This is a genomic window from Bradyrhizobium sp. 154, assembly GCF_023073875.1.
Taxonomy (GTDB): Bacteria; Pseudomonadota; Alphaproteobacteria; order Rhizobiales; family Xanthobacteraceae; genus Bradyrhizobium.
In genome coordinates this window covers 110,096-130,539 of sequence record NZ_JADPKG010000030.1, presented here as the reverse complement: position 1 = coordinate 130,539, position 20,444 = coordinate 110,096, and the positions used below count along the sequence as shown (strand labels likewise).

The following is a 20,444-nucleotide window of genomic DNA, read 5'->3' as shown; positions in this document are numbered from 1 at the left end:
CCTATTCTGCAGCGGAGGCGATCCGCTCCGGAAACGCGGCCGCGAGCGAGGCGCGGTCGGGCTTCAGCACGCCGCGCTCGGTGATGAGGCCGGTCACGAGCCGCGCCGGTGTCACATCGAATGCATAATTCGCGACCGGGGAGCCCTCCGGCACGATGCGCACCGTCTCCAGTCTCCCATCCGCGGTGCGGCCGGTCATGTCGGTGACCTCAGAGCCACTGCGCTGCTCGATCGGGATGTCACGGATGCCGTCATGGACGGCGAAATCGATCGTCGGCGACGGCAGCGCCACGTAGAACGGCACACCGTTGTCGTGCGCGGCGAGCGCCTTCAGATAGGTGCCGATCTTGTTGCAGACGTCGCCATTGGCAGCGACGCGGTCGGTGCCGACGATGGCGAGGTCGACCATGCTGTGCTGCATCAGATGGCCACCGGTATTGTCCGGGATCACCGTGTGCGGCACGCCGTGATGGCCGAGCTCCCAAGCCGTGAGCGAGGCGCCCTGATTGCGCGGGCGGGTCTCGTCGACCCAGACATGGATCTTGATGCCGCGCTCATGCGCAAGATAGATCGGCGCCGTCGCGGTGCCCCAGTCGACCGTCGCAAGCCAGCCGGCGTTGCAATGAGTGAGAACGTTGACCGTATCGCCCGGCTTCTTCGCCGCGATCGCCTCGATCAGCTTCAGGCCGTTGCCGGCAATGCCGCGGTTGATTTCGACGTCCTGCTCGACGATCTCGTCGGCGCGCGCGTAGGCCGCCTCCGCCCGTTCAACCGGATCGATCGGTGCGAGCCTCGCGCGCATCTCGTCCAGCGCCCATTTCAGATTGATCGCGGTCGGCCGCGCCACGACGAGCGTGTCATAGGCACGCTTCAGGCCGGCGTCGGAGGCGTCCTCGCGCATCGCGAGCGCGATGCCGTAAGCGGCGGTGGCGCCGATCAGCGGCGCGCCGCGCACCAGCATGTCGCGGATGGCGACCGCCGCCTCCTCGCATGACGTCAGCTCCGCAACAACAAACTCGTGGGGCAACCTGCGCTGGTCGATCGCGCCGACCGACCAGCCGTCGCGCTGGCGCCAGATGCTGCGAAAATGCTTGCCGTCGACCTTCATGGCATTCTGCCTTTCGTCTCAACCGCGCAGGATGCGCCCCGCCACCGCATCGAGTTTCTTCAAAAGCTCGGGATCCCGGGCCTCGTGCGCCGTGATCAGGGCGGTGTCGAGCGCGCGATCCGAGCCGATCGGGCACGGCTCATGTTCGCGCGGAAAATCCCTTGCCAGCCGCGCGACCAGCGCCTTCGCCTTGTCGGCGTTCGAATTCAGCACACGGATGATGTCCTGCACGGTCACGGCATCGTGGTCGGGATGCCAGCAGTCGAAATCCGTCACCATCGCAACGGTGGCATAGCAAATTTCGGCTTCCCGCGCGAGCTTGGCCTCGGGCATGTTGGTCATGCCGATCACGGAATAGCCCAGCGTCTTGTAAGTCATGCTCTCCGCATAAGTGGAGAATTGCGGCCCCTCCATGCAGACATAGGTGCCGCTACGCGCGATTGCGATCCCCTCGGCTTCGGCCGCTGCGGCAAGATGGATTCGCAGCCGTGGCGAGACCGGATGGGCCATCGAGACATGGGCGACGCAGCCGCGGCCGAAGAACGAGCTCTCGCGCTTGTGGGTGCGGTCGACGAACTGATCGACCAGCACGAAGGTGCCGGGCGGAAGTTCCTCCCTGAAGGAGCCGCAGGCCGACAGCGAGATCAGGTCGGTGACACCTGCGCGCTTCAGGACGTCGATATTGGCGCGGTAGTTGATGTCGGAGGGCGACAGTCGGTGTCCCTTGTCGTGCCGCGGAAGGAACACGATCGGCAAGCCGGCGATGGAGCCGCGGCGCAGGGGCGCTGACGGCTCGCCCCAGGGGCTCTTGATCTCCTCTTCGTGCGCACCCTCTAGGCCCGGCAGATCATAGATGCCGGAACCGCCGATGATGCCCAATACCGCCTGCGTCATGCCTGCTCCATCCCATCCGCCACGTGCGACATGGTCAAGCTATGCCAGTTTTGCGCCAGATTTGGAACGGGGTGGTGGTGTGGTCAGGAAACGGGCGCTATCGCCACGCCATCGGTGTCGCCTTGGCGAAAGCAGGACCCATACTGCGACGTCTATCGGTTGCGAACGGTCTTTGTCCCGAACGACCGGTCTCCGCAAAACTGCTCCCTGGGAAATGGGTCTTGGCTTTCGCCAGAACGACCGCAGTGGTTCAACTAAGCTGCGTTCGCCGGCTGCAGCTGAGCTGCGATCATCCGCTCCAGCGTCTCGACGGTCTGGAAATTCTCCGGCGTGATTTCGGCTTGCGGGATGGTGAAGTCGAACTCGGCCTCGACGCCGAGCATCAGATTGACCATGTCCATCGAGGTCAGGCCGACATCGACGAGCTTCGCCGATGGCGTGATGTCCGCCGTGAGCGAGTTCTGTTCGATGATGCCCTTCACCAGCTTGATGATGCGATTGCGCATGTCGGTATTGAAAGCCTGCATCGGCAAATTCCCATCTGTCTATCGGAGGCGGACCGGACTGCCGGCTACGATGGGCACGGCCAGTCGATCCCGCAATGGGCGCGAGGATTACTTCGTCCTTCTTAGTAAACGATGACTCAGATTGACTAAAATTTGGAGGGCTCTTCCAGAATCCTAACGGGTCCGCTGAATTTCGGCCCCCTCCAACAACCTGACCTTAACTGTTCGTTCGGAATTGGGCTTTGTTTACCCTCTATTTCATCGACGAATTTGAATTAAATCCGTAGCCTCGTCTCACAAGCAAAGATGGTCGGAGGATCGCCGGCGGCATCGCGAATGATGGCGGCGATCTCGAACGGCGAACCGGAGGCGGACGAGCATGAACGTGCGTGAAGCAGTCCTCACTGTCGACGAAACGCAGACGAGCTTTCTCGAGCAGGGCCCCTCCCTGATCGAGCGTGCCGCCCGGACAGCCGCTGCCGCAGCGGCCGACGCAGACGGGGTCGATCGCGACGCCCGCTTCCCCCACAAGGCTTTCGAGGTTGCGCGCGAGCAGAAACTGCTTGGCGTCATGATCCCGGTCGAATTCGGCGGCTTTGGCGCCTCAATCTACGATGTCACCGACATCTGCTATACGCTCGGACGCGCCTGCGCTTCCACCGCGATGATCTACGCGATGCACCAGACCAAGGTTGCCTGCGTCGTCAGGCACGGCCACGGCATCCCCTGGATGGAAACCATGATGCGCCGGGTCGCGCGCGACCAGTGGCTGCTCGCCTCTTCCACCACCGAGGGACAGAACGGCGGCAACATCCGCGCCAGCGCCGCCGCCGTCGATCACGCCGGCGACATCGTGTCGCTAGTACGCGACGCCACCGTGATCTCCTACGGCGCCGAAGCCGACGGTCTCGTCACCATCGCCCGCCGCGCCACTGACGCTGCCGCTTCCGACCAAGTGCTGCTGGCACTCGCCAAGGACGATTATTCGCTGAAGCGCACGCTGGGTTGGGAAACGCTCGGCATGCGCGGCACCTGCTCGACCGGTTTCGAGCTGAAGGTGGATTGCCCCGCCGACCGCGTTTTCCCGGAATCCTATGACAAGATCCACGCCCAGACCATGACGCCATTCGCGCATCTATGCTGGTCGTCCGCTTGGGCCGGCATTGCCGCCGCCGCGGTGACCCGTGCGCAGGCCTTCATTCGCAAAGCGGCCCGCAGCTCCGGCGGACAAATGCCGCCGGCCGCGGCGCATTTCACCGCCGCGAAGATGTCACTCGCAAAGCTGCGCGCGCTGATCGCTGCCAACATCGACGCCTTCGCCGGCGCCGAGCATGACGAGCGCGCGCTGAGCTCGCTCGACTTCCAATCCTCGATCACGCTTTTAAAGGTGCAGGCCTCCGAGCTCGCGGTCGAGACTGTGATGCATGCGATGCGCACAGCGGGCCTTTCCGGCTACCGCAACGACGGTGAGTTCACCATGGGCCGCCACCTGCGCGACGTTCTGTCGTCGCCGATCATGATCAACAATGACCGTATTCTCGCCAACGCCGCGACATCGACGCTGATGAGCGGCGTTCCATTGAGCCTTCGTGACTGACGTGCCTTCATGACCGACTAGCCTTGGCGACTGAACCAACAAGAACAATTTGAGATAGCAGGACATCAACTCCATGAACATTGCCGTCCTCCCCAATTCGCCCGCGACCGCACCAGAGATCATCGATCCGCTCGATCATCTCATCGACAAGCTATTCCACCGCATGGGCTCGGACGGGGTCTACGCCCGCACCGCGCTCTACGAGGGCATCGTCGAGAAGCTCGCCACGCTGATCACTGGCCATCGCGAGGCCGGAACCGAGGTGATGCGCTTTCCGCCGGTGATGAGCCGGGCTCAGCTGGAGAAATCCGGCTACCTCAAGAGCTTTCCGAACCTGCTCGGCTGCGTCTGCGGGCTGCACGGCACCGAACGCGAGATCAACGCTGCGGTGAGCCGCTTTGATGCCGGTGGCGACTGGACCTCATCGCTCTCGCCGGCCGACCTCGTGCTGTCGCCAGCCGCCTGCTATCCCGTCTACCCGATCGCAGCAAGCCGAGGCCAATTGCCGAAGGGCGGTCTGCGCTTCGACGTCGCCGCCGATTGCTTCCGCCGCGAGCCGTCAAAGCATCTCGACCGCCTGCAATCGTTCCGGATGCGCGAATATGTCTGTATCGGCAGCCCCGATGACGTCGCCGACTTCCGCGAGCGCTGGATGGTGCGCGCGCAGGCGATCGCCCGCGACCTCGGCCTGACCTTCCGCGTCGACTACGCCAGCGATCCTTTCTTCGGCCGCGTCGGCCAGATGAAGGCGGTGAGCCAGAAGCAGCAGCAGCTGAAGTTCGAGCTCCTGATCCCGCTGCGCTCGGAGCAGCAGCCGACCGCCTGCATGAGCTTCAACTATCACCGCGAGCATTTCGGCACGACCTGGGGCATTCAGGATGCCAATGGCGAGCCGGCCCACACCGGCTGCGTTGCCTTCGGCATGGACCGGCTCGCGGTCGCCCTGTTTCACACCCACGGCACTGATACCGCTTCCTGGCCAGCCAGGGTGCGGGACGTCCTGGGCTTACAGCCGCATGTTGCGGCCGAGGCCCACGGCGAAGGCTGGCGCTAACGGAACTCACGAGGCTGACCATTTCCACGGGCAAGACGAGCGTGATCCACACCAAGGTCCGATGCCGCGAAATCACCGAGCCCGATGTCGAAGCCATCGCGGACCTGCTGACGGGCGGCTTCATCGGCCGCTCGCGGGACTATTGGATACAAGGCCTGCGCCGGCAGGCTTTCCGGACCGTGCCGGAGGGCTATCCGCGCTTCGGCTACATGCTCGAGGATGACGGCACACCGGTCGGCGTACTGCTATTGATCTACACGGCGCGCCAGCACGGCGAAGAGACCGCCATCCAGTGCAATTTGTCGAGCTGGTATGTCGATCCGGCCTACCGCAACTACGCGCCGCTGCTGACCAAGATCGCGCAGCGGCACAAGGACGTCACTTATCTCAACATCAGCCCGGCGCCGTGGACCTGGCCGATCATCGAGACGCAGGGCTTTCGCGCCTATTGCTGCGGGATATTCTTCTCGGTGCCTGCGCTGGCGCGCCCCCCGCGCTGGAGCACGATCGAGGTGATCTCGCCGCACGCCAAGGCGATCCAGGGGCTTGGCGAACCCGAGACCGAGTTGCTGACACGACATGCGCGCTACAATTGCCTCAGCCTCGTCTGCCGCACACCGGAGGGAACGTTCCCCTTCATCCTGCAACCGGTGCGCATCCGCCGCGGCTTCATTGCGCCGCCTGCGATGAAGCTGATCTACTGCCGCAACACCGCCGAATATGCCACTTGCGCCGGCCGGATCGGCCGGCTGTTGCTGCGGCTCGGCAAGATTGCGGTGGCCGTCGATTCCAACGGCCCGCTTCCCGGCCTCGTCGGCCTCTACACCGAACGGCGCGGCCGCAAATATTTCAAGGGCCCGCACCGGCCGCAGCTCGCCGATCTCACCGACACGGAACTGGTGCTGTACGGGCCTTGAGCAGGCCGGCAGGCTGCGCCTTGGCCCGTCATCCGGAGGTGCTCGCCCTGTGCAGCGCGGCACGCCTCGAAGGATGAACCGGCCGCGATGCAGCCGGCCCGACGCCCTTCCAGATCTCAGCTATGCTCCGGCACCTCAGGATGACAGTGATACTCCGTGCACACGCATCTCTGCACCGCCGGTCACTCTCCGTAAACTACTGCCCTTAAGGGAATTTTCCGGCCTCTTCGCTACCCTCGGCGGCTGAATTACGTCGCGTTAAGTCTATTGCCCGCCGAGATCCACGACTCTCATGATGTCGACCCGCGAGAACGAGCATGGTGCACACCGCGAACAGGCCCCCGAGGCCCTGGTCGCGCTCAGCCAGCTTGCGCTCGACCACATGGAGCAGGGCGTCTGCGTCTACGATGCCCACAACCGGATCGTGCTGGTCAATCAGCGCTACCTCACGCTGTTCGACATGTCGGCCGATATCGTGCGGGTGGGCACGAGCTATCGCGAGGTGCTTGCCCACAGCGCGACGCGCGGAAACTTTCCGCAGGACGAGATTGATGCACTTTACTCGGCGCGGTTGGCGCAAATTGCAGGGGGCAAGCCATTCCGCACCGAACAGCGGCTTGCCAGCGGCCTCGTCATGGCGCTCGAGCTGAAGCCTCTCCCCGGCGGCGGCTGGATGACGATCTGCGACGACGTCAGTCGTCTCGCCCGACTCGAGGCGGAATTGCGCGTGCAGACGGAGCGTAGCCAGCACGCGCTCGCGAACATGTCGCACGGCCTCATCATGTACGATGCCGACAGCCGCGTCGTCGTCTGCAACGGCCGGTTCCTTGACCTTTACAACCTCGACTCCGAAATCGTGAAGCCGGGCATCTCGCACAGCACAGTGATCGAGCACTGGATGTCGCGCGGCAACCTGACGGGCATGTCGGCCGATGAGTTCCATCACACCAGGCTGGCTGACGTGCGCGCCAGGAAAGCGAAAACCCTGCTGGTCATGCGCTATGACGGGCGGATGGTGCAGGCGGTCTCCCGCTTCCTTCCCGACGGCGGCTGGGTGACGGTGCACGAGGACGTCACCGAGCGGCTGCAATACGAGGAAACGCTGAGGCAGCAGAACTTCATCCTCGATGCGGCGCTGGAGAACATGGCGCACGGACTCGCTTTCTACGATAGCGAGATGCGGCTTCGCGTCTGCAACACCACCTACCGCACGATCTGCCGACTGTCGCCCGAGGAGACACGGCCCGGCACGCATCTTTCCGAGCTGATCGAGCGGTCGATGGCGAACGGCGCGTTCGCTTCCGAATACAGCCCGCAACAACTCCTGGAAGCCGCCAGCGCGAGGATCGCGAACCGCGATTCCTCGCCGATGCGACGGCGCATGTCCAACGGGATCGTGATCTCGGTGCGCTATTGTGCACTGCCCGATGGCGGCTTCGTCGCCACCTACGAGGACATCACCGAACGCGAGCGCGCCATCGAGGAGCTGAGCGAGCAGTATCGACGTTTCGACGCCGCATTGAACAACATGAGCCAGGGCCTGTGCATGCTCGATTCGAGCCTGCGCGTCATCGTCTGCAACCGCCGCTATATCGAGATGTACGGCCTCTCGACCGAGATCGTGAAGCCGGGCGTCTCGATGCGCGAGATCATGGAGCACAGCTGCGAGCTCGGCATCCATCCGAACACCACGGGCGCGCGGCTCTATGCCGACTATGTCGAGAGGCTGCGCGAGGGCGAGCACACGCTGCATCGCCATTTGAGCGACGGCCGCATCATCAAGCTCAATCACAAGCGGATGGAGCTTGGCGGCTGGGTCGTCACCTATGAGGATGTCACCGAGCGCCACAAGGCCCAGGCCCGCGTCGCGCACATGGCACGCCACGATTCGCTGACAGACCTGCCCAATCGCACGCTGTTCCGCGAGAAGATGAGCGAGGGGCTGAACCAGGTCGCGATCGCCGGCGGCGCGATGGCGGTGCTGTGTTTCGACCTCGATAATTTCAAGACCGTCAACGACCGCCTCGGCCACGCGGCAGGCGACCGCCTGCTGCGCTGGGTTGCGGCGCGGCTGAAGGAGAATGTCGGCGAGCATGATACCGTCGCGCGGCTCGGCGGCGACGAATTCGCCGTGCTCCAACGCGGACCGCAGCCGCAATCGGCTGAAAAGCTCGCCCGTCGCCTGGTCGAGATCATCGGCCACCCCCCGCCGCTGGAAAACCAGTCGGTCCATATCGGCGTCTCCGTCGGTATCGCGGTCGCGCCCGACCACGGGCTCGATGCCGACGAGCTAATGAAATGCGCCGACCTCGCCCTTTACCAGGCTAAGGCCAAGGGCCGCGGCGCCTATCAGCTGTTCGAGCCCGAGATGGAGGAAGAGGCGCGCAGCCGGCATGCGCTGGAGCACGATCTGCGCGGCGCGTTGGAAGCACGTGAATTCCATCTCGTGTTCCAGCCGCAAGTGCGGCTCGACAATTCCGAGCTGACCGGCTTCGAAGCGCTGTTGCGCTGGAAGCATCCCTCGCGCGGCTTCGTCTCGCCGGCCGAATTCATTCCGATCGCGGAAGAGACCGGGCTGATCGTCCCGATCGGCGAAAGGGTGCTGCGAACCGCCTGTGCGTCCGCTGTATCCTGGCCCGAGGTCACCATCGCGGTAAACCTGTCGCCGGTGCAGTTCCGCTCGCGCGGCTTGGTGACGATGGTCACGAGCGCACTTGCGGAAGCCGGCCTGTCGCCACAACGCCTCGAGCTCGAGGTCACCGAGACGGCGCTGCTCGACGACAGCGAGGCGACGATAGAGATCCTGCACCAGCTCCGCGCACTCGGCGTGCGGGTCAGCCTCGACGATTTTGGCGTCGGCTATTCCTCGCTGAGCTATTTGCGCAAATTTCCGTTCGATCGCATCAAGATCGACCGCTCTTTCGTCGGCACCCTCGGCGAGAGCCCCGAAAGCGTCGCCATCGTCCGCACCATCGCCAGCCTCGGCTCCGTGCTCGGGGTCGAGACCACGGCGGAGGGGGTGGAGACCGCGGAGCAACTCGACTTCGTGCGCGAATGCGGCTGCACCGCCGTGCAGGGCTATTATTTCGGCAAGCCGTGCCCGGCGGCCGAAGTCGGCGGCATCATCGAGACGCTGAGCGCAATCCGGCGCGTGGCGTAGCGGCTTCGCCCGCTCAAATTCCGTATCTCGGCACGCCGCCGAACGACCAATTGTCGCATGGATGGTTTCCGGCGGAAGTGCCGTCTCGCTCCTTGCCTGGCACAGACGCAATGGCGCTTTTCTTCTCTCGTGATTTCGGGAACAATCGTCCCACAAAATGAGAGACGGCGGCTTGAGCGAGGCCGCTGCGAGGGAGGCGTTTCTATGTCGCGATCCGGGCTGAAGACGATTGCCTTTGCCGCCATACATGCGGTCATAGGCGCAGTGCTCTCCACTGCCACCAGTGCGCAGGACTATCCTACCAAGCCGATTACGCTGATCGTGCCCTGGCCGGCCGGTGGTTCGACTGACATCTCGATGCGGGCGATCGCCGACAGCGCTTCGAAGGTCCTGGGTCAGCCCATCGTGATCGACAACAAGGCCGGCGGCGGCGGCACCGTGGGGCCTGCAACCATGGCCGCGGCCGCGAAGCCGGATGGCTACACCATCTCCCAGATCCCGATCACCGTCTTCCGCTTGCCCTTGATGCAGGAGGTGTCATGGGATCCGGCGAAGGATTTTACCTACATCATCCATCTCACCGGCTATACCTTCGGCGTCACCACCAACGCGGAGTCCCAGTTCAAGAGTTGGAAGGACGTGGTGGAGTTCGCCAAGGCGAACCCGGGCAAGGTGACCTACGCGACGCCGGGCACCGGCACCTCGCTGCACATCGGCATGGAGCAGATCGCGGCGATGTCCGGCATCAAGCTCACCCAGGTGCCGTTCAAAGGCGGCGCGGAAACCAACGCCGCGGTCCTGGGGCAGCATACAATGCTTCAGGCAGACTCCACGGGATGGCGGCCGCTGGTCGACGCTGGCAAGCTGCGGTTATTGATGGTGTGGACTGGTGCCCGCTCGCCGAATTACCCGGATGTACCGACGCTGAAGGAACTCGGCTATCCCATGGTCTATGACTCCCCGTTCGGCATCGCCGGCCCGAAGGGGATGGATCCGAAAATCGTCGCCAAGCTGCACGATGCGTTCAAAAAGGCGGTCGAAGACCCGGCCGTCGTGGCAACGCTCGCCAAATATGACATGGTGCCGAACTACAAGAACACAGAGGATTACAAGAAGTTCGTTGTCGAGGTCACGGAGTCCGAGCGCAAGGTGATCGAGACACTCGGGCTGGCGAAGAAATAGGCTGAGCCGCTTCCGTGTCCCGGACGCGGTGCAGCGCTTCTTCAGCGATGCACCGCAGAGCCGGAACCACCTTGCCACGAACCATCGGACCTCCGGATCTGCAGCGCACCACTTCGTGCTGCGCAGCGTCCGGGGAACGGCTGAGAGACAAGCGATGAACAACCAAACCAACGTCAAACTCCGCCTCAGCAACTCCGAACTCTGGGGCGGGTCGATCGGGCTCGCACTCGGCGCCTTCGTGATCTGGTCGGGGCTGAAGCTCAAGCTCGGCACCATCAACGATCCCGGCTCCGGCTACGTGCTGTTCTACACGGGCATCCTGATATGCGTGTTCGCAACCAGCATCATCATCTCGGCAATCACCGAGGGCGGGCCAACGCTGGCCTCACGCTGGGAAAATGTGCGTTGGAGCAAGCCACTTCTCGTCATCGCCTGCCTCACCGCGTTCTCGTTCGCACTGGAGCCGCTGGGATTCCTGTTGTCGTCGATCCCGTTGATGCTGCTGCTGTTGCGCCTGATCGATCCCGTGCGCTGGACGCTGGCGATTCCAATCGCCGTGCTTGTTCCGCTCGGCATGTGGTGGGTGCTCAAGCGCCTGCTCTTGATTCAGCTGCCCTCTGGCCTGTTCGGGATCGGCTGATCGCATGGATACGCTCGCCAATGTCGCGCACGGGTTCGGCGTTGCGCTGACCTGGATCAACCTGCTCTATTGCTTCATCGGTGTCTTCATTGGCACGCTGGTCGGCGTGCTGCCGGGCATCGGGCCGATCTCGGCGATGTCGTTGCTGTTGCCGGTGACGCTGTCGGGCACGCCGGAATCCGGCATCATCATGATGGCCGGCATCTATTACGGCTCGATGTATGGCGGCTCGACCACGTCGATCCTGGTCAACATCCCCGGCGAAGCTGCCTCCGTTGTCACCTGCATCGACGGCCACCAGATGGCGAAGCAGGGCCGCGCCGGCCCCGCGCTCGGCATCTCCGCCTTCGGTTCCTTCATCGCCGGCACTTTTGCGCTGATCGCGCTGATGCTGGTGGCGCCGAGGCTTGCCAGTATCGCCATCGCCTTTGGCCCGGCCGAGTATTTCAGCCTGATGGTGCTCGGCCTCGTCGTGCTCACTTTCCTGACCCAGGGCTCGATGCCGAAGGCGCTGCTGATGGCCTGCATCGGCGTCGTGCTCGGCCTGATCGGCCTCGACAGCATCACGGCGCAGCCGCGATTGACCTTCGGCCGCATGGAGTTGATCGACGGCATCGGCCTCGTGCCCGTCGTGATGGGCCTGTTCGGCGTCGCCGAGGTGCTGCTCAACACCGAGCAGGCGATCAAGCGCGACATCATCAACACCAAGATCACGCAGCTCTTGCCCAACAAGGCCGATTGGCAGGCGAGCGCCGGTCCCGTAGCACGCGGTACGCTGCTCGGCTTTCTGCTCGGCATCCTGCCGGGTGGCGGCGCCGTGGTGGCCTCGTTCGCGTCTTACGCGCTGGAGAAGCGGCTGTCGAAAACGCCGGAGCGGTTCGGCCAAGGCGCGATCGAGGGCGTCGCAGGCCCCGAATCCGCCAACAATGCGGCGGCCGGCGGCGCGTTCATTCCGCTGATGACCTTGGGAATCCCTCCGAACGTGGTGATGGCGCTGCTGCTCGGCGCGTTCGTCATTCACGGCCTGCAACCGGGGCCGCTGCTGATCACACAAAACCCCGGCCTGTTCTGGGGCATCGTCGCCAGCATGTATATCGGCAACGTCATGTTGCTGATCCTCAATCTGCCGATGATCGGCATGTGGGTGCAACTGCTCAAGCTGCCCTATAACATCCTCTTCCCCCTGATCATCCTGTTCACGATCCTGGGCGTCTACTGCTCCAGCAACAACGTGTTCGACGTTTACGTGATGATCGCGTTCGGGATCATCGGTTATTTCATGCGCAAGCTCGGCTATGAGCCCGCGCCACTGGTACTCGCCTTCGTGCTCGGACCGATGCTGGAGAACAATCTGCGCAAGTCGCTGATCCTGTCGCAGGGCGATCTCTGGACCTTCGTGCAGCGGCCGATCTCGGCGGCGTGTCTTGCGCTGGCGATGGTGCTGCTGATCGCACCACTGTTGCCCGCGCTGCGCAAGAAGCGTGAGCTGGTGGCGTTGGACGAAGGGGCGTGAGGAGGTTTATACTTACTGCCTGACGTATCCGCCCTCTCCCGCAAAGGAGAGGTGAAGCGAGATCCCCGCGCGACGAAAACGAAAACACCTACCCTGCCGCAGGCAGCGCATTGTCCGGCGGTGCGCCCCATGGCCGCTCGGCTGAGGCGAGGCCGATCAGACGACCCTGGATGTAGTCGCAGCCCCAGTCGCGCAGCATGCTTGCGGCCTCTTCGTCCTGCACCCATTCGGCGACCGTCTTGATTTCGAGGCGGCGGGCGAGGTCGATCAGGGTCTGCACGAAGGCGCGATCGTCGGCGGACCGCGTGACGTTCTGAACGAAGGCGCCGTCGATCTTGACGATGTCGACGCCGAGCTTGCGCAGGTTCCTGAAGGAGGTGTAGCCGGCGCCAAAATCGTCGATGGCAATGCGGCTGCCGAAATTCTTCAGCCGCGTGACAAAGCCGCGGACATCATCGATGTCCTGAATCGCGACCGTTTCGGTGATCTCGACGATCAGCCGCTCGGCGACGCCGGGATGAGCCAGCATCAGCGACTCGATCCCCGCCCACCAATCGGGATCCATGGTCGTATCGGGCGAGATGTTGAGGCTGAGGCAGATGTCGGGTGCAGCCGCGAGCTCGGCGACCACGAGCTCGAGCACGCGATGATCGACGAGGCGAATCAGACCGAGCCGTTCGGCGACCGGCACGATGTCGGGTGCGAGCAGCACCTGGCCATCGCCCTGATCCATCCGCACCAGGCATTCGTGGAACGCGCGTTCGCGCGAGGCGGCCGAGACCACCGGCTCATAGGCGAGCTTGATGCGGCGCTCGTTCAGCGCGGTGACGATCTCGTCGGTGACGCGGATGTTAACGCGGCGCTGCGCGTCGCGCGCGGGATCCGGGCGCCATGCGGCGAACGAGCCGACGCGGCGGCGCTTTGCGGCGTCGAGCGTCTCATGGGCGCGGTTGACCGCCTCGTCGGTGGTGCGGGCATAGCGCGGCACGCTGACCGCGCCGATCGACGCGGTGACCGAGACCGGGCCTGATTTCGTCGGTACCACCTCGTCCCGGATGCCGGCGAGGAAGCGCTCGGCGGCAACGTTCATGTCGTCGACGGTGCAGTTCTTCAGGATCAGGCCGAACTTGTTGCCGGAGAAGCGGCCGAGCACGTCGCCGCCGCGCAAGCGCGCGCGAATGCGCTTGGCGACGTCGAGGATCACCGCGTCGGCAACGTCGAAGCCGAAGGCGTCGTTGACGCGGGCGAGATGATCGATGCCGACCAGCATGAAGGCTGCGGTCGAGCGGAAGCGGGTCGTCTCCTCGATCGCCTCGGCCAGTGACGCGATCAGATGGGAGCGGTTGAGCTCGCCGGTGAGCGGATCGAGCCGGGCCAGCTTCGTCAATTCCTCGTCGCGGGCATGACGCTCGTTGTTGATGCGGACGGAGCCGATCGCGCGCGTGGGGCGGCCGTCGGGACCGGCAAACCAGCGGCCGGTTTCCTCGACCCAGATCACAGGATCGGAAGCACTCATGCGCACGCCGTACTCGACCCGATAAGGCGTGCCGCCGGCACCGTGCACGGCAGAGGTCTGCGCCAGCGCAGCGCTCCGTAGCGATTGCGCAGGCTCGATCAGCTTGGCAAATTCGGCCCCGGTGGCGAGCCGCTCGGCGGGAATGCCCGGGAAGACGGCGCTGACCTGTTCACCCCAGACGATGACGTCGCTGGCGATGTCCCAGGCGAACACGGCCTGGCCGAGTGCGGCCAGGATGTCGGAGGCTTGCGGCAATGCTGGGGTCAAAGTCGCCTCGTTTCGGGACAGCGGGAAGTCCTGAGCCGGCACAGGATAGAGCCAGATTCGGCCTCGACCCTAGGCAAAGTTGATAAACAATTTGGAAACCACGTTTGTCGGCACCCGGGAACCAATCCGGCCCGGCCGGCATAGGGCTTGCGAGTACATGGCACGCACCGGCGCCAGCGTCCCGAAACGCGACAATCCCGCCGGATCAACGGTGATTGCGATGTTGAGTACTGATCGAGCGGACGCAGGAGACAACGGGACAGGCACGGCCCTCGTGCCGCTGATGCCGACGTTGCAGTGGGTCCATAAGGCACCGCTGCCGCGACCCGATCCGAGCTTCGTCACCCAGCTGATCGCCAATGCCGAGCAATTGCCCCAGGCGAGCCGGCTGCGCCGCGCCTCGTCCGAAGATGCGCAGATGGCCTATGGCAGCAAGCGCCCGCTGCCGAGCGTCAGCGCGCGGACACGGCAGGTGGCTTGATCAGCGCGGCGGTGTATCCGGCGAGGAAGGCGTGCCGTTGCCCGGCTGAAGATGCGGCGAGGGGATTTCCGGCGACGGCGCGCTTTGCACCGGCTTCGGCGCGGGATGATCCGTCAGCACGGATTCGGCGACGGATTGCGCCGAGGGTGCGGGTGGCACGACCGGTGCCGGCTGTGGCGCGATCACCGGCTCGAATTTGCGCTCGGACGCCACATCGTCCGCCGACGCTTCGGCCTGGCGCTTGGCCTTGCGTGGCGCAGCCATCGTCGTCTCGGCGACATAGGTGACGCGACGGCGCGTGCGCTGGGCGATGCCGCCGAGGAAGTCGGCCATCGCGAGCAGCACAAGCAGGAAATAGGTGGAATTGCCGAATTTGGGCCACATCACGAATTCGGCGGCGGCCGCGCCGAACACGATCAGCGACAGCAGGTGATCCATCAGGAATTTCGAGCCGGGCCGCGCGCCTTTGACCACCTCGAGCAGCAGCAGCACCACCCCGAGCGCGAGCAGCAGATCGGCAAGCGTGACCGGCCAAGTCTCGCCGGACACCATCGGCACCTTAAACAGCACGTCCGTAAAGGACACCGTCGGCATCAGGAAGGCGATGATATTGTAGACCGCGAGCGGAATCAGAAGTAGCGGGAAACCGACCATCGGCAAGATGCCTTCTCGATCAAGATATCCGGACAGGATAATACAGCGGCGAAGCATTTGCTCCGCCGCCTCCCCGTCTATCTCATGGGGTGGCCGAAATCAGGCAGGCCAATCGGCCCGCCCGAAGAAAGGTCCTGCCCTCAGGACTCTTTCTTCTTCAGGACCTGGCGACCCTTGTACATGCCGGTCTTGAGGTCGAGATGGTGCGGACGACGGAGCTCGCCGGAGTCCTTGTCTTCCACATAGGTCGGCTTCTTGATGGCATCGGCCGAGCGGCGCATGCCGCGGCGCGACGGCGAGGTTTTTCTTCTCGGAACGGCCATTTCAGTTATCCTCTAGGGATTGGTGTCATCAGGGCATCGTCCGCGAAGGGACGGCTCAGCACCCGCAATACGAGGCGAGCTGAATGCCGATCAAGGCCGCGCTTATAGAGGAAGGCTGGCCGTAAAGCTAGGCTCTTGGGCCGGAAAATACGCCCGGAATGGGCCCGGAATCAGCGATTTTCGTGCCAGCAGGTCGCAAGCGAGCTCGCCTGCCCCCGCGCCACATAGGTTGCTGCCAGCCGCCTGACACCCGGTCCGGGGGTCCGGGCACTGCGTTTGACCGGATTGGGCAGGATCGAGGCCAGAAGGGCGGCTTCCCGGGAGGAGAGGCTGGCGGCCGACTTGCCGAAGGCATAGAGGCTGGCCGCCTCGACGCCAAACTGCCCCTGCGGGCCGAGTTCTGCGATGTTGAGGTAGATCTCCAGGATTCGCTGCTTGGGCAAGACGAGGTCGATCCACAGAGCCAAAGGGAATTCCAGCGCCTTGCGGACGAAGTCCCGCCCCTGCCAGAGGAACAGGTTTTTTGCGACCTGCTGGGTGATGGTGGAGGCGCCCCGGAACGGCGTACCGTCCTCCTGGGCGTCATCGATCGCCTCGCGCAGCGCCCCCCAATCGATGCCGTGATGCTTGCAGAAATGCGCGTCCTCGGCGGCCACCACCGACCGCGGCAGATACGGCGACATCGCCGCCAGATCGATCCATTGGCGCTGCATCGGCGCGCCCCGAAGCGAACGCCAGGCTATCAGCGTCGAAACCGGATGGCCGGTCCGGTAAAACGGCGCGATCACATAGGGCGCGAGAGCCACGACCGCGAGCACGACCAGCAGGATCTTGACGATGCGCAAATCGACCTTTCCGGCGCAAAATGAAACGCGGCCACGGGCCGGCCATTAAGTCTGTGATAATTCGGGCCTTTTCCAGCAGTTTTTAGGCCTTCCAAACGATTGACTGGGGCCGACTCATAAAGGATTGTCCCGCCGAATTTTTGTTCTGGAGCCTTTCTTGATGACCGGCACGTCCCCGTCCGATTTCGCCAAACGTCTGGACAAGACCGCTGACGACACCGAGGCCCTGCTCGGGCGCCTGTTGTCGGACGACATCCTGCCCGATGAGATCGCCCGCCCCAAGCGACTGATGGACGCAATGCGCTATTCGAGCCTCAATGGCGGCAAGCGTCTGCGGCCGTTCCTGGTGGTCGAAAGCGCCGCCGTGTTCGGTGTGCCGCGCGAAGCCGCGCTGCTCGCGGGCGCGGCGCTCGAATGCATCCACTGCTACTCGCTGATCCATGACGACCTGCCGGCGATGGACAATTCGGACCTGCGCCGCGGCCGCCCCACCCTGCACAAGAAGACCGATGACGCCACCGCAATCCTCGCCGGCGACGGCCTGCTGACGCTCGCCTTCGACATCATCACCCGCGACGAGATCCATCGCGACGCCAATGTGCGGCTGCTGCTGACACGGGCGCTGGCGCGCTGCGCCGGCATTGGCGGCATGGTCGGTGGCCAGATCCTCGACCTCGCCGGCGAAGGCCGCTTCGGCGACCGCGAGCCCGTCGATGTCGCGCGCCTGCAGCAGATGAAGACGGGCGCGCTTCTGCGCTATGGCTGCATCGCCGGCGCGATCCTCGGCCAGGCCTCGAGTGCGGAATATCAGGCGCTCGACGATTACGGCCGTGCGCTCGGCGAAGCCTTCCAGATCGCCGACGATCTGCTCGACGTCGAGGGCGATGCGGCAGCGCTCGGCAAGCCCTCGGGCCAGGACGCCGCGCTTGGCAAGACCACCTTCGTCACCCAGCTCGGCATTGAAGGCGCCAAGCAGCGCGTGCGCGACCTGCTCGCGCGAGCCGACAGCGCTGTGTCGATCTTCGACGACCGCGCTGCGGTGCTGCAAGCCGCGGCGCGATTCGTCGCCGAACGGAAGAACTGACGCGCATCGATGGCCGCCGGCGGCAAAGAGGATCCCGTCCTCGCCCGCTTCCGCCAGATGTCGCGGCCGATGCAGCTGCTTTATGCACGGCCGCGAACGTTTGTTGCGGTCGCTGTCGGCATCCTTGTCTGCCTGCTGCTGCCGGGCACGCACCGGCTGGTGACGCGGCTCTTGTTCGGCTGGGACGCGCTGATCGCGGTCTACCTCGTGCTGGTCTATGCGATGATGCTGTGCAACGACCACCAGCACATTCGTCGCGCCGCTGCGATGCAGGACGACGGCCGCTTCGTCATCCTGCTGGTGACGGCGACCGGCGCCTTCGCGAGCATCGCGGCGATCGTCTCCGAGCTCGGCACGTCGCATCGCGGCGTCATGGAGCTGACGATCGCGATCACCACAATCGCACTGTCATGGGCTGCCGTGCACACGACCTTCGCGCTGCATTACGCGCATGATTATTATCGGCACGGTACGGCAGGAGGCCTTCAGTTTCCGAGCGGCGACAAGGAAGACCACGCCGATTATTGGGATTTCGTCTATTTCTCGTTCGTGATCGGCATGACCGCGCAGGTCTCCGACGTCGGCATCACCGACAAGACCATCCGCCGCACGGCAACGGCGCACGGCATCGTGTCGTTCATCTACAACACGGCGTTGCTGGCGCTGACGGTGAACATCGCGGCAAGCGCGATTGCGACCTGAACTCACTCCAAGGAATCGTGCTGGCATTCGCCAGGACGATTCCTTAGGGACACCCCGATCCTAGTAACAGACCTCGGCATTGGCGTCGTTGCCGGGGCCGCCTCCGCCGCGATATTCGAGATGGCAGCCGCGGTGGACCGGACGGCAGCCCCCGCTATTGCAGAACACCTGCCCGCCACCCTTAGCGCGACTGGCGCCAGCGGCGGCAGCAATGCCGGCGGCAGCACCGTAACCGTCCGCTGCGCCAGCGCCGGCGGACTGGCGACGCTGCCGTGCAGGACGTTCATCACCGTCGTCGCGCTTCGCAAGCGCAGGCTTGGCCGGCTTGGCGGCACGCTTCTTCTCGCACTCATTGTCGTCGTTGACCGCATAGCCGTCACGACAGACGATCTTGGTGCATTTATCACCGTCGACCTTGAAGCCGTGCTCACAGACCAGCGGGCAGACGCGCGACGGTTTCGACTTGACCGCATCGAGCGCATCGGTGCTCGCCACCTTCACGTCGAGCTTGGTGCCGGCATAACGGTTGAACTGCGACAGGGAGCGCTGCGAAGACGTATTCCAATTGCCGTCGGCCTGCCCGGAGAAGCAGCCGACGCGGCCGAGCTCGGACTGCACCGTGCGAGTGAGATCAGCCGGTGCGGTGGCGGGGGTCAGCGAGGCAACGTTGGTGCCGGCCGGACCGGCCGTGCTGGCCGGCGCACCGCCGGGTGCCGCAGCGGCGAGGTTGACGCGCTGCTGCTCTGCCACGGCTGCCTGCTGCTGCGCCTGCTCCTTCGCTTTCTGGGCGGCAAGCTGCGCCTGCTCAGCGGCTTTCGCATCGGCTGCGGCTTTGGCCTGCGCATCCTTCTGCGCACCAAGGGCGGCGAGGCGGTCGCGCTCGGCCTCGGCCTGTTTCGCCTTCGCGATCGCCGCCGCATGGGCCTGCTCGGCACCGATCTTCTCGAGCTGGAGCTTGGCCAAGCTCGCATAGAAACCGTCGGGATGCTGGGCGAGGAAGGCATCCCACGCCGCCCTGTTGCCGAGCTGGAGCGCGAGCTCGTAATCGCGGCGGATATCGGCCTGCGGGTTCGCCACAGGTGCCGCCGGAGCCGCCGCCGTCATCTTCACCGGCACCAGCGGAACATCCTCGCCGCCAAGCGAGCCATAGACGAACGGCTCCTGCTTGTTGCCAGTCGACTTGAGCACGTCGTCGCGGACGAATCCGAAGGCGCGGCGGACGTCGAGGCCCGGTGTCGCCAGATGCTTGGACAGCGCGACCGTGAACGGGCTGTTAGCGCCGTCGCCGTCCTGCGCCGTGAAGCCGGCTTTGGCCGAATAGGCGATCAACGTGTTGGGACTGGTCGGCTCGACCTGGGCGAGGCCGCGGCCGATGCCGCGCGAAGCGATTGTGCGCTTCATCCTCTTGCCGAACGGATTGTCGCGGCAGGCATCCAGGATCACCAGGCGGAGCTGCTTGGCGGGCTCGACTGCAACCAGGACGCGGTCGAGCGAGAGCGCCTCGTCGTAGACGTCGGTGTCGCGCTCGAGCCTGGCGTCGACCGGGATCAGATAGTTCGACCCCTCGACCTCGATGCCATGACCGGCATAATAGACCACGGCGATATCGGCATCGCGGGTCGCGTCCGCGAAGTCGCGGAGCACCCGCCGCGTGTCCAGCGCCGACAAATCGTGCCGGGAATCGACGATGTCGAAGCCGGCCTCCTTCAGCGTCTTGGCCATCACCGAACCGTCGTTGACCGGGTTGGCCAGCAACGGCGCATGCTGATAGGCCGAATTGGCGAGCACCAGCGCAACGCGCTTGCCGGCGAAAGCCGGATCAGTGCCAAACAGCAGCGCGAAGGCAAGGAGAAGCGGACAAAGTCTGAGCAAATTGCGCATGACACGACTTCCGAAATTCGGGCCGCTGGGCCCTTTGGGACCGCTTTAGCAGGATCCGCCACCGGCGCTTGTGATGGAGGTCACGAAGGCGGCGCCCGCAACCGGACGAAATACCCCTTT

18 protein-coding genes are annotated in these 20,444 nt (G+C 64.5%); 10 read left to right on the top strand and 8 right to left on the bottom strand.

All coding sequences use genetic code 11. The annotated features are described in order from the left end of the window. Position 1 precedes the first annotated feature (1 nt). The 3 genes from mtnA to IVA92_RS06190 form a co-directional block, all read right to left on the bottom strand. Positions 2–1,108 carry an S-methyl-5-thioribose-1-phosphate isomerase gene (gene mtnA / locus IVA92_RS06200; RefSeq protein ID WP_247281942.1) on the bottom strand — a complete coding sequence of 369 codons (1,107 nt, stop codon included), beginning with the start codon at positions 1,106–1,108 and terminating at the stop codon, positions 2–4. An 18-nt stretch (positions 1,109–1,126) separates the two neighbouring features. Then, the gene (locus IVA92_RS06195) at positions 1,127–2,002 is read right to left on the bottom strand and encodes an S-methyl-5'-thioadenosine phosphorylase (protein ID WP_247281943.1); all 876 of its coding nucleotides are present in this window, start codon (positions 2,000–2,002) and stop codon (positions 1,127–1,129) included. A 254-nt stretch (positions 2,003–2,256) separates the two neighbouring features. Further along, positions 2,257–2,529: a phosphopantetheine-binding protein gene (locus IVA92_RS06190; RefSeq protein WP_247281944.1), complete on the bottom strand. Its 273-nt coding sequence runs from the start codon at positions 2,527–2,529 to the stop codon at positions 2,257–2,259. Between the two features lie 358 nt (positions 2,530–2,887). Between IVA92_RS06190 and IVA92_RS06185 the strand changes: the two genes are divergently transcribed. The 7 genes from IVA92_RS06185 to IVA92_RS06155 all read left to right on the top strand — a co-directional run bounded on the left by IVA92_RS06185 (position 2,888) and on the right by IVA92_RS06155 (position 12,571). Continuing rightward, positions 2,888–4,105: an acyl-CoA dehydrogenase family protein gene (locus IVA92_RS06185; RefSeq protein WP_247281945.1), complete on the top strand. Its 1,218-nt coding sequence runs from the start codon at positions 2,888–2,890 to the stop codon at positions 4,103–4,105. Between the two features lie 73 nt (positions 4,106–4,178). After that, positions 4,179–5,159: an amino acid--[acyl-carrier-protein] ligase gene (locus IVA92_RS06180; protein ID WP_247281946.1), complete on the top strand. Its 981-nt coding sequence runs from the start codon at positions 4,179–4,181 to the stop codon at positions 5,157–5,159. 41 nt (positions 5,160–5,200) lie between these two features. After that, complete coding sequence (locus tag IVA92_RS06175; RefSeq protein WP_247281947.1) at positions 5,201–6,076, top strand: acyl-CoA acyltransferase; 876 nt, start codon at positions 5,201–5,203, stop codon at positions 6,074–6,076. Between the two features lie 292 nt (positions 6,077–6,368). Then, positions 6,369–9,236 carry a PAS-domain containing protein gene (locus IVA92_RS06170; RefSeq protein WP_247281948.1) on the top strand — a complete coding sequence of 956 codons (2,868 nt, stop codon included), beginning with the start codon at positions 6,369–6,371 and terminating at the stop codon, positions 9,234–9,236. 204 nt (positions 9,237–9,440) lie between these two features. Beyond that, the gene (locus IVA92_RS06165; RefSeq protein WP_247281949.1) at positions 9,441–10,418 is read left to right on the top strand and encodes a tripartite tricarboxylate transporter substrate binding protein; all 978 of its coding nucleotides are present in this window, start codon (positions 9,441–9,443) and stop codon (positions 10,416–10,418) included. 154 nt (positions 10,419–10,572) lie between these two features. Then, a complete protein-coding gene (locus tag IVA92_RS06160; protein ID WP_247281950.1) occupies positions 10,573–11,058 on the top strand; it encodes a tripartite tricarboxylate transporter TctB family protein in 486 nt (161 codons plus the stop codon). Positions 11,059–11,062: 4 nt separating this feature from the next. Then, positions 11,063–12,571: a tripartite tricarboxylate transporter permease gene (locus tag IVA92_RS06155; RefSeq protein WP_247281951.1), complete on the top strand. Its 1,509-nt coding sequence runs from the start codon at positions 11,063–11,065 to the stop codon at positions 12,569–12,571. Positions 12,572–12,659: 88 nt separating this feature from the next. On the opposite strand, the gene IVA92_RS06150 is transcribed toward IVA92_RS06155, so the two are convergent. Next, on the bottom strand, positions 12,660–14,354 hold the full coding sequence (locus tag IVA92_RS06150) for a bifunctional diguanylate cyclase/phosphodiesterase (protein WP_247281952.1): 1,695 nt from the start codon (positions 14,352–14,354) through the stop codon (positions 12,660–12,662). A gap of 220 nt (positions 14,355–14,574) precedes the next feature. On the opposite strand from IVA92_RS06150, the gene IVA92_RS06145 reads away from it, so the two are divergent. After that, positions 14,575–14,835 (top strand): hypothetical protein, encoded by a 261-nt coding sequence (locus IVA92_RS06145; protein ID WP_247282053.1) that lies wholly within the window; start codon positions 14,575–14,577, stop codon positions 14,833–14,835. On the opposite strand, the gene IVA92_RS06140 is transcribed toward IVA92_RS06145, so the two are convergent. From IVA92_RS06140 to mtgA, 3 genes are all read right to left on the bottom strand, one after another. After that, on the bottom strand, positions 14,836–15,489 hold the full coding sequence (locus IVA92_RS06140; RefSeq protein WP_247282054.1) for a hypothetical protein: 654 nt from the start codon (positions 15,487–15,489) through the stop codon (positions 14,836–14,838). Positions 15,490–15,629: 140 nt separating this feature from the next. After that, on the bottom strand, positions 15,630–15,812 hold the full coding sequence (gene rpmF / locus IVA92_RS06135) for a 50S ribosomal protein L32 (protein ID WP_007598106.1): 183 nt from the start codon (positions 15,810–15,812) through the stop codon (positions 15,630–15,632). 170 nt (positions 15,813–15,982) lie between these two features. Continuing rightward, entirely contained in the window at positions 15,983–16,657 is a 675-nt protein-coding gene (gene mtgA, locus IVA92_RS06130; protein WP_247281953.1) for a monofunctional biosynthetic peptidoglycan transglycosylase, read from the bottom strand. Positions 16,658–16,817: 160 nt separating this feature from the next. Here mtgA and IVA92_RS06125 point away from each other — a divergent pair, with 160 nt between their 5' ends. Together IVA92_RS06125 and IVA92_RS06120 are read left to right on the top strand one after the other, a co-directional pair. Further along, positions 16,818–17,741, top strand: coding sequence for a polyprenyl synthetase family protein (locus IVA92_RS06125; RefSeq protein WP_247281954.1), 924 nt, complete (start codon positions 16,818–16,820; stop codon positions 17,739–17,741). Positions 17,742–17,750: 9 nt separating this feature from the next. Further along, complete coding sequence (locus IVA92_RS06120; protein WP_247281955.1) at positions 17,751–18,443, top strand: DUF1345 domain-containing protein; 693 nt, start codon at positions 17,751–17,753, stop codon at positions 18,441–18,443. Between the two features lie 60 nt (positions 18,444–18,503). Here the strand turns inward: IVA92_RS06120 and IVA92_RS06115 are convergent, their stop codons facing one another. Further along, the gene (locus IVA92_RS06115; protein ID WP_247281956.1) at positions 18,504–20,324 is read right to left on the bottom strand and encodes a caspase family protein; all 1,821 of its coding nucleotides are present in this window, start codon (positions 20,322–20,324) and stop codon (positions 18,504–18,506) included. Positions 20,325–20,444 lie beyond the last annotated feature (120 nt).

Bases quoted from the DNA above. Each gene is read 5' to 3' on its own strand.
- IVA92_RS06160 (WP_247281950.1), top strand. From the start codon at position 10,573: ATGAACAACCAAACCAACGTCAAACTCCGCCTCAGCAACTCCGAACTC.
- IVA92_RS06170 (WP_247281948.1), top strand. From the start codon at position 6,369: ATGATGTCGACCCGCGAGAACGAGCATGGTGCACACCGCGAACAGGCC.
- IVA92_RS06185 (WP_247281945.1), top strand. From the start codon at position 2,888: ATGAACGTGCGTGAAGCAGTCCTCACTGTCGACGAAACGCAGACGAGC.
- IVA92_RS06165 (WP_247281949.1), top strand. From the start codon at position 9,441: ATGTCGCGATCCGGGCTGAAGACGATTGCCTTTGCCGCCATACATGCG.
- IVA92_RS06155 (WP_247281951.1), top strand. From the start codon at position 11,063: ATGGATACGCTCGCCAATGTCGCGCACGGGTTCGGCGTTGCGCTGACC.
- IVA92_RS06120 (WP_247281955.1), top strand. From the start codon at position 17,751: ATGGCCGCCGGCGGCAAAGAGGATCCCGTCCTCGCCCGCTTCCGCCAG.
- IVA92_RS06115 (WP_247281956.1), bottom strand. From the start codon at position 20,324: ATGCGCAATTTGCTCAGACTTTGTCCGCTTCTCCTTGCCTTCGCGCTG.
- IVA92_RS06125 (WP_247281954.1), top strand. From the start codon at position 16,818: ATGACCGGCACGTCCCCGTCCGATTTCGCCAAACGTCTGGACAAGACC.
- IVA92_RS06140 (WP_247282054.1), bottom strand. From the start codon at position 15,489: ATGGTCGGTTTCCCGCTACTTCTGATTCCGCTCGCGGTCTACAATATC.
- mtnA (WP_247281942.1), bottom strand. From the start codon at position 1,108: ATGAAGGTCGACGGCAAGCATTTTCGCAGCATCTGGCGCCAGCGCGAC.
- rpmF (WP_007598106.1), bottom strand. From the start codon at position 15,812: ATGGCCGTTCCGAGAAGAAAAACCTCGCCGTCGCGCCGCGGCATGCGC.
- IVA92_RS06180 (WP_247281946.1), top strand. From the start codon at position 4,179: ATGAACATTGCCGTCCTCCCCAATTCGCCCGCGACCGCACCAGAGATC.
- IVA92_RS06195 (WP_247281943.1), bottom strand. From the start codon at position 2,002: ATGACGCAGGCGGTATTGGGCATCATCGGCGGTTCCGGCATCTATGAT.
- IVA92_RS06190 (WP_247281944.1), bottom strand. From the start codon at position 2,529: ATGCAGGCTTTCAATACCGACATGCGCAATCGCATCATCAAGCTGGTG.
- IVA92_RS06145 (WP_247282053.1), top strand. From the start codon at position 14,575: ATGTTGAGTACTGATCGAGCGGACGCAGGAGACAACGGGACAGGCACG.